This is a genomic window from Haliea sp., from assembly GCF_040221975.1.
Taxonomy (GTDB): domain Bacteria; phylum Pseudomonadota; class Gammaproteobacteria; order Pseudomonadales; family Halieaceae; genus Haliea.
On record NZ_JAVJWR010000032.1, the window covers coordinates 38,602 to 53,904 of the forward strand.

11 protein-coding genes are annotated in these 15,303 nt (G+C 64.9%); 4 read left to right on the forward strand and 7 right to left on the reverse strand.

The window, feature by feature from the left end; translation table 11 throughout:
- Window positions 1-5: 5 nt before the first annotated feature.
- From RLO07_RS14795 to RLO07_RS14815, 5 genes are read right to left on the reverse strand one after another with little or no spacing between them, the layout of a single operon-like run.
- Window positions 6-848, reverse strand: coding sequence for a glutamate cyclase domain-containing protein (locus RLO07_RS14795; RefSeq protein WP_462292911.1), 843 nt, complete (start codon window positions 846-848; stop codon window positions 6-8).
- Window positions 845-1,795 carry a 5-oxoprolinase subunit C family protein gene (locus tag RLO07_RS14800; protein ID WP_462292912.1) on the reverse strand — a complete coding sequence of 317 codons (951 nt, stop codon included), beginning with the start codon at window positions 1,793-1,795 and terminating at the stop codon, window positions 845-847. The genes RLO07_RS14795 and RLO07_RS14800 overlap by 4 nt, the downstream gene beginning before the upstream one ends.
- Window positions 1,792-2,475, reverse strand: a complete 684-nt coding sequence (gene pxpB, locus RLO07_RS14805; protein WP_462292913.1) for a 5-oxoprolinase subunit PxpB — start codon at window positions 2,473-2,475, stop codon at window positions 1,792-1,794. Before pxpB ends, RLO07_RS14800 begins: the two co-directional genes overlap by 4 nt.
- A gap of 7 nt (window positions 2,476-2,482) precedes the next feature.
- Window positions 2,483-3,214: a 5-oxoprolinase subunit PxpA gene (locus tag RLO07_RS14810; RefSeq protein WP_462292914.1), complete on the reverse strand. Its 732-nt coding sequence runs from the start codon at window positions 3,212-3,214 to the stop codon at window positions 2,483-2,485.
- 32 nt (window positions 3,215-3,246) lie between these two features.
- Window positions 3,247-4,032: a putative hydro-lyase gene (locus RLO07_RS14815; RefSeq protein ID WP_462292915.1), complete on the reverse strand. Its 786-nt coding sequence runs from the start codon at window positions 4,030-4,032 to the stop codon at window positions 3,247-3,249.
- 87 nt (window positions 4,033-4,119) lie between these two features.
- Here RLO07_RS14815 and RLO07_RS14820 point away from each other — a divergent pair, with 87 nt between their 5' ends.
- Both RLO07_RS14820 and RLO07_RS14825 read left to right on the forward strand, forming a co-directional pair.
- The gene (locus RLO07_RS14820; RefSeq protein ID WP_462292916.1) at window positions 4,120-4,971 is read left to right on the forward strand and encodes an acyl-CoA thioesterase; all 852 of its coding nucleotides are present in this window, start codon (window positions 4,120-4,122) and stop codon (window positions 4,969-4,971) included.
- 69 nt (window positions 4,972-5,040) lie between these two features.
- Complete coding sequence (locus RLO07_RS14825; protein ID WP_462292917.1) at window positions 5,041-6,630, forward strand: acyl-CoA synthetase; 1,590 nt, start codon at window positions 5,041-5,043, stop codon at window positions 6,628-6,630.
- A gap of 51 nt (window positions 6,631-6,681) precedes the next feature.
- Here the strand turns inward: RLO07_RS14825 and RLO07_RS14830 are convergent, their stop codons facing one another.
- Window positions 6,682-7,158 carry a UrcA family protein gene (locus RLO07_RS14830; RefSeq protein WP_462292918.1) on the reverse strand — a complete coding sequence of 159 codons (477 nt, stop codon included), beginning with the start codon at window positions 7,156-7,158 and terminating at the stop codon, window positions 6,682-6,684.
- A 353-nt stretch (window positions 7,159-7,511) separates the two neighbouring features.
- Between RLO07_RS14830 and RLO07_RS14835 the strand changes: the two genes are divergently transcribed.
- A complete protein-coding gene (locus tag RLO07_RS14835) occupies window positions 7,512-9,854 on the forward strand; it encodes a winged helix-turn-helix domain-containing protein (RefSeq protein ID WP_462292919.1) in 2,343 nt (780 codons plus the stop codon).
- 92 nt (window positions 9,855-9,946) lie between these two features.
- A complete protein-coding gene (locus RLO07_RS14840) occupies window positions 9,947-12,295 on the forward strand; it encodes a winged helix-turn-helix domain-containing protein (RefSeq protein WP_462292920.1) in 2,349 nt (782 codons plus the stop codon).
- Window positions 12,296-12,306: 11 nt separating this feature from the next.
- On the opposite strand, the gene RLO07_RS14845 is transcribed toward RLO07_RS14840, so the two are convergent.
- A complete protein-coding gene (locus RLO07_RS14845) occupies window positions 12,307-15,207 on the reverse strand; it encodes a TonB-dependent receptor plug domain-containing protein (protein WP_462292921.1) in 2,901 nt (966 codons plus the stop codon).
- Window positions 15,208-15,303: the final 96 nt, after the last annotated feature.

The following is a 15,303-nucleotide window of genomic DNA, read 5'->3' on the forward strand; positions in this document are numbered from 1 at the left end:
CGTTTTCAGTCCTGCAGAAAGCCAGTCAGTTGCCTGATCTCCCGGATCACGGCATCGCCCTCGGTGGGTGCCATGCCATCCTCGGTCAGGGTGTTCTCCCGGGTCACGCCGTCGACACTGCCTCGCTCGGAGAGGTAGCGCAGCGTCGCCAGTGGCGAGAATTCGCCGAGCAGGTCGCGCTGTGACCACAGGCCGAGGAAGGCGAGCAGGCCATAGGCGCCCCAGTTGGATACATCCGCCACCAACAGTTCGTCGCAGTCGGTAACCGCCACCCGTATATCCAGCGCGGCGATGGCCCCGGCGATCTTGCCCATGCCGATCTCGTTGCCGCCGTCACCGATAGCGATGGTGGGGCAGCTTGCGTGGGTCAGGAATGGATCAAATACGCCACAGCGCGGGCTGATGTCCTCGCCACGCATGTTGTAGTAGTGCCCGTCGGCGGTCACGCCCGGGCGCTCGATGGAGACCACGGCGGCGGGATTGTTCGCGGCCAGCCAGTCTGTGGCGGCCCGCTCGCCGCCATCGCCTGGCGCACAGGCCAGAGTCAGGACCCGATAGTCCGCGGCCAGGGCCTCGGCCAGCGGACTGGCGCAGGCAATGACCGGCCGGGCGCCCAGCGCCTCGAGACCCTGATACAGGGCGATGGCGCCTACCGGGCCATCGGTTTCAAAGGTGTTTCCCACCGGAAAGCCGGTACCGATCAGCACCGTGCCGTGAATATCCCGCAGTAGCCCGGCGGCGCGCAGACAATAGCCCGGTTGCAGCGCGGCGCGGGCGGTCTGCATCTGCCGCGGATTGCGTGCAACCAGCAGCGCCTCAATGGTTTCACTCAGGGTCTGGTCATTCACCGATCTCGCTCCTGGGGCAACTCCCGTAACGCCATATGTTGTATACGCCAATGATTGAGATGCAGTGCATTATGGGCGCCGTGGGGGCTGATCGCCGCAAAGTGCACGGTACCTCCCGGCTGCAGCTGTGCCATGCGACTGGCGTCCAGCGACAGGGCGGCGCCGATCTTGGGGTAGCCGCCGATGGTCTGGCGATCGCTGAGCAGCACGATCGGCTGGCCATCAGCAGGGATCTGGATGGCACCAAAGCAAATTCCCTCGGAGAGTATGCCCTCAATGTCACAGCGGATGGCGGGGCCCTCCAGGCGGTAGCCCATGCGGTCGCAGCGTTGGGACACGGTCCATGCGCTGCTGAAGAAGCGCCGCTGCTGCAGCCGGTTGAAGTGATGTTGCTGATAGCCGGGTATGACCCTCACCGTCAGCTGGTGCTGGTAGCGGGGGCGCTGGTCCGGGGGCAGCTGCAGGCGGCGCTGTTGGTCTACCCTGGCGCAGGGCAGGATATCTCCGGGTGCGAGCTTGTCGCCGCGCAGGCCACCCAGCCGTTCCCGTACCACGGTGGCGGTGCTGCCAAACTGCGGCGCAACGGTAAATCCACCGGCGACACCGAGATAGCTGCGGCAGCCATCCGTGCCGTAGCCGAGGCTGATGTGGTCGCCTGCCTGAACCCTGTGCACGGTCCACAGATCCCGCTCGTGGCCGTTGATCGCCAGCGGCATGGTCGCCCCGGTGACGCAGATGAAGGTATCGGTGTGGGCGTCCAGTTCCAGGCCGCCAAAGCTAGCCTCGATCGCGGTGCAGGCCGGGTCGTTGCCCAGCAGACGCTGGCACAGGGTGAAGGCTTCCCGGTCCAGGGGACCACCAGTGGTGAGGCCGATGCCGTGTTGGCCAAAACGGCCCGGGTCCTGGAGCAGACTCAGCAGACCGGGCTGGCGCACGACCAGGCTCATGCCAGTTCCCCGCCCAGTTCCAGAAACCGCGCCCGGCTGATCGGCTCGAAGCGCACCCGATCGCCAACGGCAACCGGCATCGTCGGCTCGTGGTCCGGGTCGAACATGCGCTGCGGGCAGTTGCCGATCAGGTTCCAGCCACCCGGCGACACGGCGGGATAAACAGCGGTCTGCCGATCGGCGATGGCTACCGCGCCCCGCGGCACTTTGGCACGGGGCGTTGCCAGTCGTGGCGCGGCGATACGCGGGTCCACCTCGCCCAGGTAGGCGAAGCCCGGGGCAAAGCCGATGGCGTAGACCCGGTACTCGGTATCGCTGTGCAGGGCGATCACCTCCTCCACCGACAGCTCGCACTGCTGCGCCAGCCGCTCCAGATCCGCGCCCGATTCCGCGCTGTAGTACACCGGCAGCACGATCTCGCGGCCACCTTCGCTGGCGCTGGCGTGGTCAATTTCCTCGCGGATGCCGTGCAGGCGGTGAATGATACTCATGTGATCGGTGCGCAAGGGGTCGTAGATGACCAGCAGCGACGCGTACGAGGGCACCAGATCAATCAGGTCCGCGCCCAATACCCGCCGGACCGCGGTCGCGGCGGTCTGTACCCGGGCGGCAACGGCGGCTCCCGTGCTCTCACCGAGATAGAGTATTAGCGCGTTGTCGCCGGCGTAGCTCAACTGCATGCGCAATTCAGGCTCCCTTGATCAGTGCGCGCACGGCTTCAATGGCACGAACGCCCTCGAGATTGTCGCCATGTACACACAGCGTGTCGGCTGCAAGCTGTAGACGATGGCCGCTGATGGTGGTAACCGTACCCTCCCGCCGCAGCTCATCGACCTGTGCCAGCATGCGCTCACGGTCGTGCACTGCGTGCGGCCGCTTCCGCGACAACAGGCGCCCGTCATCATCGTAGCAGCGATCGGCGAAGGCTTCGAACAGAAGCTGCAGGCCAAGTGCCCGCGCTTCCTGTCGATGTTCTTCCGCCTGTGGGGTCGCCTGCAGCATCAACGCCAGGGGGCGGTGGTAGCCCGCGACCGCAGCCATCACCACTCCTCGCAGGCGGCCGTTCGCCATCATGTCGTTGTACAGGGCCCCGTGGGGCTTGACGTAGCTGATTTGCAGACCGTGACAGCCCGCCATGCCGTCCAGGGCGGCGATCTGGTAGCGGAGGGCGCTGGCCAGCTCTGCATCATCGAGGTGCATGGAGCGACGGCCGAAACCAACGAGGTCCGGGTAGGCGGGGTGTGCCCCCACGCTGACACCGTGTTGCACCGCCAGGGCCAGTGTCTTGTCGATGGTTACCGGATCGCCACCGTGAAAGCCGCAGGCGATATTGGCCTGGTCGATGTGGGGCATGACGTCGGCATCCATGCCCATTTCCCAGCTGCCATAGCTTTCACCGAGGTCGCAATTGAGTAGCATTGTCTATCCTTTGCGTGCAAACGCGTGTGTGATCAGAGTATAGCCAGTTGGCTGTTGCGCAGGTCGGTTACCAGCATGCAGCCCGGGCTGTGGGTAATTGCCAGCGGCGGACGCGCCTGCTCCAGTGCCACCTGCGGCGTTACGCCGCAGGCCCAGAACACCGGCAGTTCCCCCGCCTTGATGCTGACCCGGTCTCCATAGTCGGGTTGCTCCAGGTCGCGAATGCCGATCTGGGCCGGGTCGCCGAGGTGGATCGGGGCACCGTGGACCGAGGGGAAGCGGGTGCAGATCTGGATCGCGCGAATGGCATTCGCCGCCCTGAAGGGGCGCATGCTCACCACCATCTTGCCGGTGAAGGGTCCCGCCGGCTGGCAATCGATATCCGTGCGATACATCGGCACATTGACGCCCTCGGTCACGTTGCGCACTTCCAGCCCATCGGCCAACAGCGCTTCCTCGAAAGAGAACGAGCAGCCGAGGGCGAAGGTGACCAGATCATCCTGCCAGAGGCCGGTGATGTCGTTGCGCTCTTCCTGCAGCTTGCCATCCCTGAAAACACGATAGCTTGGCACGTCGGAACGGATGTCTATATCCCCCAATAGTGGTAGCGCGGGGTCACCCGGTACCGCGGAGCTGGCGATGAGCGGGCAGGGCTTGGGGTTGGCCTGGCAGAAGCGGAGAAAATCACTGGCCCAGGTCGCGGGCAGGATGACGATATTGCATTGCACGAAACCGGCGGCGAAGCCTGATGTGTTGCCCGTGTGCTCCCCGCTGCGGATGCGGCGGCGCAGTTCTGCAGGAGTGGAATTGCTGGCCATGATAAACCTCGTCGGACAGAGGGCGGGTCCCACCACTGGAGGCCGCGCCCGGAAAACGGGATAATGCACACTTGCCTGCCATCATAGATGATTCCCCTCATGCTCGACCAGTTGCTGCAGATTCTCTCTCCCCGTGCTGCGGATGAAGATGTCTTCATCGCCGAGAACATGCATCCGGACGCTCCCCGGGTCTACGGAGGACAGGTGCTGGCCCAGGCGTTGCGGGCGGCGGCCGCGACCGTCGCCCCGGATCGGGCGGTGCATTCCCAGCACGCCTATTTCCTCCGTCCCGGCGATCCGGGGGAGCAAATTCGCCTGGAGGTGGACCGGGCCCTGGATGGCGGCAGTCTCAGTTCGCGCCGGGTTGTGGCACTGCAGCGGGGCAAGCCGATCCTGGTATCGTCGGTTTCTTTCCAGCGTGAAGGACGTGGCGATGAATTCCAGCAGCCGCTGCCGTCAGTGCCGGCGCCGGAAACCCTGCCCAGCGAGCGGGAGCGGGCATTGGCGGAGGGCACCATGGACGAGAGCTTCATGGTGGCCACCGGCCTGGATCTGGATGTACGGCTGGTGACCCGGGTGGACTGGCGCAATCCCAAGCCCCTGCCTCCGTACCTGCAAGCCTGGGTGAAAACCACCGGGCCGGTGCCGGAGGAGCAGTCCCTGCATGCCAGTCTGCTGGCCTACATGTCGGACATTCTGCTGATTGACGTCTGCCTGGCAGCAACGGGCCGCAGCTTCCTGCTGGACGACTGCCAGATCGCGAGTCTTGATCATGCCCTCTGGTTCCACACCCCGGTCCGGGCTGACGACTGGCTGTTGCACACCGTCGAGGCCGAGCGGGTCAGTGGCGGACGCGGACTGGCGCGGGGCAAGTTCTACAACCCGGAGGGAGTGCTGGTGGCCTCGGTGGTCCAGCAGGGCCTGATGCGCCTGCGTTGACGCGTTGCCTCGCCGGATGGGGCACCTTATGATGCTGTGCTGGACCGCGCCCATTATAAGGAACCCGAGATGCCACACCCCGCGATAACCGCTGAAACCTACCCCCACAAGCCCGCCATCATCATGGGCGGCTCCGGCGAGATGGTGACCTATGCCGAGCTCGACGAGCGCAGCAGCCAGGCGGCGCAGCTGTTTCGCTCATTGGGCCTGAAAAAGGGCGACCATATCGGCATGATGCTGCTGAACTGCCGCCAGTTCCTGGAAATCTGCTGGGGCGCGCAGCGGGCTGGCCTGATTTTTACCCCTATCAGCACCCACCTGAAACGCGATGAAACCGCCTATATCCTTGAAAATTGCGGCGCCAAACTGTTTATTGCCTCCCATGGCCTGGCCGGTGTGGCCGAAGAGGTACTGACGGCAACGGACGACACCATCCGCCATTTCTACATGGTTGACGGGATTATCGACGGCTTCGAGTCCTGGGACGACAGCGCCGGCCTGCAGCCTGCGGAGCGCATCGCCGACGAGGCCAACGGAGTGCCGATGCTGTATTCATCCGGCACCACCGGCAAGCCCAAGGGCGTATTCCTGCCGCCCGCCGGCGATGACGTCAATACCCCCCATCCACTGGCGGCAAGTCTGGGAGCCGCCTTCGGTTTCAGCGAGGAAACGGTCTACCTGTCGCCGGCACCGCTGTACCACACGGCCCCGCTGCACTACAACATGATGACACTGTACCAGGGCGGTACCACCGTGGTGATGGAGAAGTTCGACCCCGAGGCCGCCCTGGCGCTGATCGAGGAACACCGCGCCACCCACAGCCAGTGGGTGCCCATCATGTTTGTGCGCATGCTCAAGCTACCGGAGGAAGTGCGCAACAAATACGATCTCAGCAGCATGCAGTTTGCCATTCACGCCGCCGCACCGTGCCCGATTGAGGTGAAGGAGAAAATGATCGAATGGTGGGGCGAGGTCATCGTCGAGTACTACGCCGCCAGTGAAGGTATCGGCATCACCATCATCGATTCCGCCAACTGGCTTACCCACAAGGGCTCGGTAGGTCCCTCCCTGTCCGGCAAGATCCACATCCTCGATGACGATGGCAAGGAGCTGCCCCCCGGCGAGATCGGCACCGTGTATTTCAGCGGTGAGCAGGCCCAGTTCAAGTATCACAACGAGCCTGACAAGACCGCCGAGGCTTTTAATGAACACGGCTGGGCCACGACCGGTGATGTCGGTTACCTGGACCGGGACGGCTTTCTGTACCTGACCGATCGCAAGCATTTCATGATCATCAGCGGCGGTGTCAACATCTACCCGCAGGAAATCGAGAACCTGCTGATCACCCACGACAAGGTGGCGGATGTGGCGGTGTTCGGGATTCCCAACGAGGAGTTCGGAGAGGAGGTCAAGGCAGTAGTGCAGCCCATGAACTGGGTGGATGCTACCGATGAAGTGGCAATCGAGATCATGGAGTGGCTGCGCGAGCGCATTTCCCACATCAAGTTGCCGCGGTCGCTGGATTTTCACCGCGAGCTGCCGCGCATGGACAACGGCAAGCTGTACAAGCGGCACCTGATGGAAGAGTATCGCGGGGCGACCCGCACGGATGAAAAAGGTGACACGCTGGACAAGGGCAAGAATCCGCCCGAGGGATAATGCAGTGGCCTGCCCCCGCGGTTGCTGCGGGTGCAGGCCCTCGGCGATCCTTCAACGTTCGGCGACTTCCTGCCCGGACTGCAGGCTGCGGCCCGTCCTGCTGGCATGCATTTCCTCAAGACCCAGATGGCCCACGTTGCTGACCGCTTGATCCATCGCCGCCTCCAGGCAGGCCCTGCGGTCCCGGTTCATGGCGGCATTGCGGATGTCGGCCCGCGGAGAACACACATCGCTGGTCGCCTGGGTCAGGCGCACGTAAAGCTGCTCCAGGCCCGCGGGCCGATTCAAGTCGAGATCTGCCCAGGTGACCGTCGCTGAGCGTTCCGTGCGCCCGGCAGCGGGGAAGCGTACGAAGTTGGCCCGGGTATCGCGAGTGATTTCCCGGGCGGTGGGCTGCTCCATGATGCGGCGGTAGTCTTCCGCTGCGACTGTCTGGCTGTTGACCAGTGGCAGGGCCAACGCCAGTGACAGGATCGCGGTGGCACCCAGGGGCAGTTTGCTGTGCTTCTCATTTTTTACAGTTTTCATGAGGTGTTCCTCGCTTGTGGACTTTCGTTTACGGGCTGTTCGCCGGGAGGCATTCCCTGCTGTTCAGCCCTGAGCCAAGTTGAGCACAGGCGTTGGTGCGGCGCCGGATGAAGCCGTGATTTCGTCGGGAGGAAGTCGTGATTTACCTCTGATGGAAATGTGATGGCATGTAAATCAATGGGTTAGAGGCCCCTTCATGTCCGCGCCGCCGCTGGTATCTGGCGAGCGCGGCATCTTTGCGGATCCGGCACCAGGCTGATCGGGTTCTGCCCGGGTACCCGCCCGGTGCCTGTGACCCGATACCGGGCGAGGTCTGGTAAGCTTGCAAGGAGAGTGACTGCAAGGATGGCGACATGGCGCGGCAAGTCCGCTTTGGTGACTGGCACTTTTGCCTCGACACCGGCGTGCTCGACAGGGATGGTACGGTGGTTTCCCTGGAGCCGCGGGTGGCCGCGCTGCTGCAGTACTTTCTCGATCATCCCGGTGAGCTGCTGAGTCGCGACCAGCTTATTGCGGAGGTCTGGGAGGGCAGGGTGGTGTCTGACGACGCCATCCGCCGGGCGGTATCGTCGCTGCGTCGCGCCCTGGCGCTGGATGGCAGCGACAAGCTGATCACTACTGTGCACAAGAAAGGCTATCTGGCGAATCTGCTGGTGCCAGTTCCCGTGCCGGGGCCGGGGCCAGCGCCAATGCCGTTGGATGCTGGAGTCGAAGCGGCGCCAGCTGCGACTCGGCGCCGCAACCCGGCTTTGCCGCGACGAGCGCTGTTGCTGCTGGCGGTCATGCTGTTATTCACGACCCTGGGTGCGGCCTGGCACCTGCTGCAGTCCCCGGCCCCTGACGCCCAGACTGACGATGTAAAGGGCCCGCCCTACACCCTTGCGGTACTGCCGTTTGTGGACCTGAGTGAAAATGCGGACAACGGCTTTCTGGCCGACGGTCTGGCGGAGGAGCTGCTGGGGCTGCTGGGGCGCTTCGATGCATTCCGGGTACCCGCCCGCAGCTCCTCGTTCCAGTTCCGGGGCCAGATGGCCAGCCCGCGCGAGGTCGGCGAGGCGCTGGGGGTGCGCTACCTGATTGAAGGCAGCGTCCGGCGGGATGGCGACCAGGTCAGTGTTGATGTGCGCCTTGTTGAGGTTGCTACCGGCTTTCAGCTGTGGTCGGAAAACTACCAGCGCAACCTCGTGGGTTTGTTCGCCCTGCAGTCGGACATTGGCATCCAGGTTGCGCGCGCGCTGCAGGTGGCGCTGGTGGAACCGGCGCGGCCCGCCGCCCGCGCGCTGGAAACTGCCGGACCCGCGGGTGCCAAAGCTTACCTCGAATACCTGCGCGCCCGGCAGCTGATGAGCAGCTGGGGAACCGCCGACCTGGAGGCAGCTATTGCTCATCTGCAGAACGCCATTGCCCTGGCGCCGGATTTTGCCCCGGCCTATACCCGCTTGGCGGAAGCGATACTGACACAGGCCAGTGGTCAGGACGATAACACGTGGAAGCAGACCCGCGACACAGTAAAGGCCCTGATCGAGAAATCCCTGGCGCTGGATCCGGATCTGGGTGAAGCCTACGGCCTGCGCTCCAGCTTGTGGCCAGGCGGGGAAGAAGCGTTGAAGGAGCAGGATCTGCGCCGGAGCATAGCGCTCAGCCCGAGCTATACCTTGGCCTATCGATGGCTCGCGGAGTATCTGTATTTTCAACTCGGACGAGGCGATGAGGGAATTGCGTTGATAGACCAGGCCCGGGCTCTGGATCCCCTGTTGCCTCGCAACCATTACCTCAAGGCGTTGATGATGCTGGACAGTTGTGAGCACGAGCGGGCCGCAGAGCTTGCCCGGGACGCGCTGCGGGTCAATCCCCGCTTTCGCTCCGGGCTGGTCATGCTCGCCCGGGTTGCCGAACTACGGGGCGAGCTGGCCGAGGCGGTGCGGCTACAGGAGCAGGCACTCGAGCTGGACCCCCGCGCTGACTGGCTGAGAGAGCGGCTGCACATGACCTACACAGATCTGGGAGATATTGCCGCCGCGCGCGAGATGGGTGGCGATCATGTCTGGGCCCTGTTGCGAGAGTCTCTTTTCCTTGCGAATCATGCTGCGACGAGCGATTTGATTTATTCGGTCGAATCGCTTTCTCCGGAGGCCTCACCGCATCGTCTCTGGAGACAAACCGACGTGCTCCTTGTTACCGCCATGACCAGCGGGGATTATGCCCGGGCCCGCCGCTACCTGAGTGAACATCTTGAATACAATGGTGGGTTGCCGCAAACCCTCGCCCCCAAAGACCTCTTTTATCTGCTCAATATGGTTCTCGTCTGGTATGGGCCGGACCATGACACCGCGGCCAGGGGCCTGATAGATCGTCTGTGGACGGGAATAAATGCAATGCAGGGGGAGTTCCGGAGTTGTCTGGTCAGCTATCAACCGCTGGCGCATGCGCTGGCCGGCGTGAGCCTGGGGCGCCATGATGAGGCAATCGCAGTGCTTGAGAGCGCAATCGACAACGCCGGCATTGCGTCCAGCTGGCACTGGATCATCCTCAACCACCCTGCATTTGCTCCTCTGCTGGAGGAACCCCGGCTGCAGGAATTATTGCAGCAGCGGCAGGCTGTAGTGGCGGAGCAGCGCGAGATTCTGGAAAGGATGCGTGCCGAAGGCGTCGTGCCGCTGCGGGGACAGGGCAGCGGAAGTCCCGCGACGCGCTGACCCGAATCCGCAGGCACTACGGGGCACCGTCCGTCCCGCTTGCAGGCGAGAGCTGGTAAGCTTGTGGGCAGCGTGACTGCAGGGAAGGCGACATGGCGCGGCAAATCCGCTTTGGTGACTGGCACTTTTATCCCGACACCGGGGTGCTCGAGAGGGAGGGGGCAGCGGTCTCACTGGAGCCTCTGGTAGCGAGCCTGCTGGAATATTTTCTCGACCACTCCGGCGAGCTGCTGAGTCGCGACCAGCTTATTGCGGAGGTCTGGGAGGGCAGGGTGGTGTCTGACGACGCCATTCGCCGCGCGGTATCCTCGCTGCGGCGCGCCCTGATAGTGGATGGCAGCGACAAGCTGATCACGACCGTGCACAAGAAGGGCTACCTTGCCAGGCTGCCCCGCGTCGAGCCGCTGCCGCCCGAGGCTGCTGTGCGGCCCCCCGCCGAGCCGGCGCTTCCCGCTGCCCCGGTGGTGTCCACCACCAGCTCAGCCCCCCAGGCTGTCGCTGGTTCCTTCAACCCTGCTATGGCGCGACGTCCACTGCTGCTGGTTGTATTGTTGTTGCTGGTCATGCTCGCCAGTGCCTGGGGCTGGCTGCAGCGGCCGCCGCCCGCCGCCACGGCGATGGATGACCCGCCCTACACCCTGGCGGTGCTGCCCTTTGTTGACCTCAGCGAGAATGCCGACAATGCCTGGCTGGCGGACGGTCTGGCGGAGGAGCTGCTGGGATTGCTGGGGCGCTTCAGTGCCTTCCGCGTAGCTGCCCGCAGTTCCTCATTCCTGTTTCGCGATCCGGCGGCCAGTCCGCGGGAAGTGGGGACGACGCTTGGCGTGCGCTACCTGGTGGAGGGTAGTGTGCGCCGGGATGCTGACCAGGTGCGAGTGGATGTGCGTCTGGTGGAAACGGATTCCGGCTTCCAGGTCTGGGCAGAGAGCTACGCCCGGGGCCTGGCCGGTCTGTTTGCCTTGCAGTCGGATATCGCCACGAAGGTGGCAAGGGCGCTGCAGGTGGTACTGGTGGAATCGGAACAACCCGATACCCGGGTGCTGGATGCCGCGGGTTTGGCGGGAGGCGAAGCCTATCTCGAATACCTGCGGGCCCGGCAATTGACCTCAAGCTGGGCAACGGACGATCTCGAGGCCGCCGCCCTGGCATTGCAGAATACCATTGCCCTGGCGCCGGACTTTGCCCCGGCCTACGCGCAGTTGGCCGAGGTCATGCTGATTCAGGCCAGTCGGGGCGGAGAGCAGGAAGGCCCGCCCAAGCGCGAGCTTGCTGCCACCCTGGTGGAGAAAGCCCTGCAACTGGATCCCGATCTTGCACCTGCGTACACGATACGGGCGGGCCTGTACCGCGATCCCGGAGATCCTGCAGTGGAGGCCGACCTGAAGCGCAGTATCGCCCTGAATCCCAGCTACCCCAAGGCCTACGAGATTCTCGCGCAAAGGCTGTTTGCCAGCGCGGAGCGGCGGCAGGAAGCGCTGCAGCTGATTGATCAGGCTCGCGCGCTGGACCCGCTGCGCGCCCGGCTACACCATGTCAAAACCTACATGACCTTTGATCTCTGCCAGCTCGACGCTGCCGAGGACCTCGCCCGGCAGGCACTGCGGGTCAATCCCGGCTTTCCCGCGTCCCTGGTGATGCTGGGTCACATCAACAGCTGGCGGGGGGAGCTGGCGGAGGCGGTGAAGCTGCAGGAGCAGGCGCTGGCGATGGATCCCCACAGTATCTGGACGCGACAGCATCTGCACAACGCCTACCTCGTGCTCGGGGAACGGGAAGCAGCGCGACAGGTCGACGACAGCAGCCTCCGGTCGCTGTGGGCCGAGCGCCTGCTGCTGGAAAGTCCAGCCAGCGCGGGGGAGCTGGTCTACGGCAGTGACGCCGCCACCATGCGGCGCCAGCTGGGGCCCTGGCCCGAGACCTACTCGGTGCTGGCGGCCGCGATTGACAGCGGCGATTTTGCGCGGGCCAGGCGTCATATCGAAGAGCGGTTCGACTTCGATGGCGGGCTGCCCGAGCACATTGATTCCGCCGAGCTGGCCGCGCTGGTGAACATGGTGCTGATCTGGTCCGGGGGTTCACTGGATAGCAGCGGCCAGGCGCTGATGCGCGACCTCGATGCGGAAATGGCGCGCCAGGATGCCCAGGCACCGCACTGCCTGACCGGGCACAGGCCGCTGGCCCGGGCGCTGGCGGCAACGGCCCTCGGAGAGCCCGGCCGTGCGCTCGATCTGCTGCGGGAGGGGCAGCAGCGGCACAGGCTTGCCGGCGGCTGGTACAGGTTGCTCGAGGTCCAGCCGGCGTTCGCGGCGCTGGTCGCGCATTCGGAATTTGCCGCCCTGGAGCGCGGCTGGGAGCAGCGTCTGGCGGCCCAGCGAGCGCTGCTGGCGCAGCTGCGCAAGGATGGCACCATTCCTGATCGGCGGGCGGTACCGCCTGCTTGAACGCCTCCTGCTCAGAACCTGACGCTGGCGCCAAGGAACCAGTACTGCCCCAGCGCATCGTAGACTCCCGGCAGGGTATTCCCATTCCCCGCCGGTGGATTGGCCGGTACCAGCGGCGGGTCCTTGTCCAGCAGGTTGTTGATCCCCGCCTGTAGCGTGAGACTTTCGCGGACCGCCCAGCGCAGGGACAGATCGAGGTAGTTGTGGGCCGATACCTCGGGCCCGACGCCGGTGACCGGGGACAGCCCGCCGATGTGCCGCCAGAGGCCGCTGATTTCCAGCTGCCAGGGGGTTTCCCAGGTCAGGCGCAGGTAGTTGCGGAGCTTGGGTACGACACTGTTGCAGCTGCCCCCCCAACGCCCGCGGCACTCCATCACAATACCGCCGGGCGCGTTCTGGAGTTCCCAGGACAGTACCCTGGTGAGCAGGTTGTGGACTCGCAGATGGCCCGCGGCACCCAGTTCCCGGCCAAACTGCAGTACCATGTCCACCCCCCGGGTACGGAGGTAGCCAGCATTCTGTTTGCGTGCGTCGACCAGGCCGGTGCCAGTGGGCCGCCAGAGGTCGCCGCGCTCGGGGTCGCGCTGAACCTGTCGACAGAGGGCCGCCAGGCCGGTATCGAGACAGCCCTGGAGTGTGCTGGCGGGATCCGGCTCGGTGACCGCCCGTTCGATCTCGATGTCGTAGGCATCGACGCTGAGCAGCAATCCCTCGGTCCAACCCGGCGTGTAGATCAGCCCCAGGGTGCGGGTGGTGGCGTCTTCGGGTTGCAGGGCAGGGTTGCCGCCGACCAGGGAGCGCAGGTTGTTGTTCGGGCTCTGCGGGATGCTGCCATATTGCCCGGCGCTGACGCCGCTGCGGGCGCAGTCGGCCAGGGAGCGCGCGGGTGAGGGGCCGGCACAGGGGTCACCCGTGTTTGCCGTGAATACTCTGGTGCCTTCGGGGCTGAACAGCTCCTCGATGTTGGCGATCCGGGTGGCCTCCTGCAGGCTGCCCCGCAGTCGCAACGTCGGATTGAGCGCCCAGATACTGGCCAGCTTGAAGCTGTTGCTGGACGCACCGGTGGAGTAGCGGGCATGGCGATAGCCCAGGTCCAGGGTCAGCAGCTCGATGCCAGGCCGGTTCTCCACCAGGGGCGCGTGCAGCTCGGCGTAGGCTTCGGCGATGTCGAAGCGACCGTCCAGCACCGGTACCGGAAGTCCGGTGCCCGCGGCGTCGCCCGAGCGGTATAACTGATCCGGGTCGTAGCGCAGGGTTTCCTCGCGATACTCTCCGCCGAAGACAAGGGCGGGCCCTGCCGTTGCCAGCGGCGACTGCAGCAGCGGCAGGGCCGGTTGGCCGCCAATCCAGGCGGAAACAACGGCCTGCGAGGTGCGGCCGCGGGCACTGAGCGGCGAGCTCAAATAGGCAATCGACTCCGGCGTGACCGCGCCCTCGGTAAAGATGTTCCAGGGCACACAGTCGGGATCACTGCCATTGAGAGCGGCCGCGCACACGGCCTCGCCGCCGGCCGGATCGCGAGTGACGTCGAGGGCCCTTCGCATCCGCGACACCAGCAGTTCATTGGCGGTCGAGTCCCGCAGGGTCACTTCTGCAAACTGGCCGTAGACCTCGTACTGCCATTTTTGCCCCAGCTCCCCTTCCAGCCCCAGCATGGCGCGACGAGATTGGTGCGCGATGGAGCGTCGGCGCGGGCCACCCTCGACGTTGCGTCGGGCGACGAACAGCAGCGGCCGGTCATCGCCCTCGAGCCCGTAGCTGTCGCAGATGACGGATCGCTGTTGCGCGGACAGCAGTACATTGTCGCAGCGAATTGCGCTGTCGAGGAAGAAGGCAGCGGAGGGCGCGATCTGGGCCGTGGTATCATTGTCCATCGCCATCAGCTGGGTAAATACCCGGGCCCGGGGGGAGAATTCGTAGTGCCCCAGCAGACCGGCGGTCCAGCGCCGATCTGGACGCTGAAAGTGGTTGAGGGAGGCGAAATTGTAGCTGCGACCGTCGTAGGGCAGGAAGCTGTCGCCCTGCACCATGACATCGATCGGGGGCAGTCCAAAGTCAGCCGCCAGCAGGCCAAAATCGGTAAAGCGACCCTCGCCGATGGTCGAGGAGCCGACGCAGCGCCTGCTGGCGCCCATCTGCTGCAGGGCACAGGCGCTGTGGATACGGCCGGCCTGGATGACCGCATCGCTCTCGCGCCAGGTCGCGTAGGCCGTGATATTGCCCGCGTCCTCTGCGAAATTGTGCCCCACCCGCAGTGCGATCTGTTGGCTGTCACCGTCGCTGACGCTGCCCTCGGGCAGGTCGAAACCGCTGGCAGCCAATAGCTGCTCGAGGCCGTCATCATCATTGCGGTGCCGATACTGGCTGAACTGCGCCTCCAGCCCGACACCCTCGAAATCGTCCATTAGCAGGAAGTTCACCACCCCCGCCACGGCATCGGAGCCGTAGGTTGCGGAGGCGCCGCCGGACAGCACTTCCACCCGCTCGATCAGGGACGCGGGGATCTGGTTGATGTCCGCCACCCCGGCGGCCAGGGGGGAGCCGCCGGGCAGGCGTCTGCCGTCCATCAGGATCAGGGTGCGCTGCGGCCCGAGGTTGCGCAGGTCGAGTGTGGCAGTGCCGGTGCTGCCATTGGCGGTGTTGCGGTTCTGGTCCGTATATAGCTGGGGCAGGGCCTTGAGCAGATCCTCCAGGCGGTCGCTGCCGCCGTGGGAAAGCTCCCGTGCCGACACCTCTACCACCGGACTGGGGCTGCCCAGATTGGCGCGCTGGATTCGGGTACCCGTGACCAGCACTTCTTCAATGGCCGTGCCGCGTTGCTCTTCGGCAAGGTCGGCACTCACTGAGTCCGGGATCACGCTGAGATTGCCCAGCAGCGACCCTGCAAGCATGAACCTGCGGAAGTCAGACATGTAACATTCCCCGGTTTGCGACACACCCAAGCCGCGCGTCCGGACGCTGCCACGGCAGGAGCGCTGCAGGGACAAGCTTAGCATTGGCAAAGGGAT

Bases quoted from the DNA above. Each gene is read 5' to 3' on its own strand.
- RLO07_RS14800 (WP_462292912.1), bottom strand. From the start codon at position 1,795: ATGAGCCTGGTCGTGCGCCAGCCCGGTCTGCTGAGTCTGCTCCAGGAC.
- pxpB (WP_462292913.1), bottom strand. From the start codon at position 2,475: ATGCAGTTGAGCTACGCCGGCGACAACGCGCTAATACTCTATCTCGGT.
- RLO07_RS14810 (WP_462292914.1), bottom strand. From the start codon at position 3,214: ATGCTACTCAATTGCGACCTCGGTGAAAGCTATGGCAGCTGGGAAATG.
- RLO07_RS14815 (WP_462292915.1), bottom strand. From the start codon at position 4,032: ATGGCCAGCAATTCCACTCCTGCAGAACTGCGCCGCCGCATCCGCAGC.
- RLO07_RS14820 (WP_462292916.1), top strand. From the start codon at position 4,120: ATGATTCCCCTCATGCTCGACCAGTTGCTGCAGATTCTCTCTCCCCGT.
- RLO07_RS14825 (WP_462292917.1), top strand. From the start codon at position 5,041: ATGCCACACCCCGCGATAACCGCTGAAACCTACCCCCACAAGCCCGCC.
- RLO07_RS14830 (WP_462292918.1), bottom strand. From the start codon at position 7,158: ATGAAAACTGTAAAAAATGAGAAGCACAGCAAACTGCCCCTGGGTGCC.
- RLO07_RS14835 (WP_462292919.1), top strand. From the start codon at position 7,512: ATGGCGCGGCAAGTCCGCTTTGGTGACTGGCACTTTTGCCTCGACACC.
- RLO07_RS14840 (WP_462292920.1), top strand. From the start codon at position 9,947: ATGGCGCGGCAAATCCGCTTTGGTGACTGGCACTTTTATCCCGACACC.
- RLO07_RS14845 (WP_462292921.1), bottom strand. From the start codon at position 15,207: ATGTCTGACTTCCGCAGGTTCATGCTTGCAGGGTCGCTGCTGGGCAAT.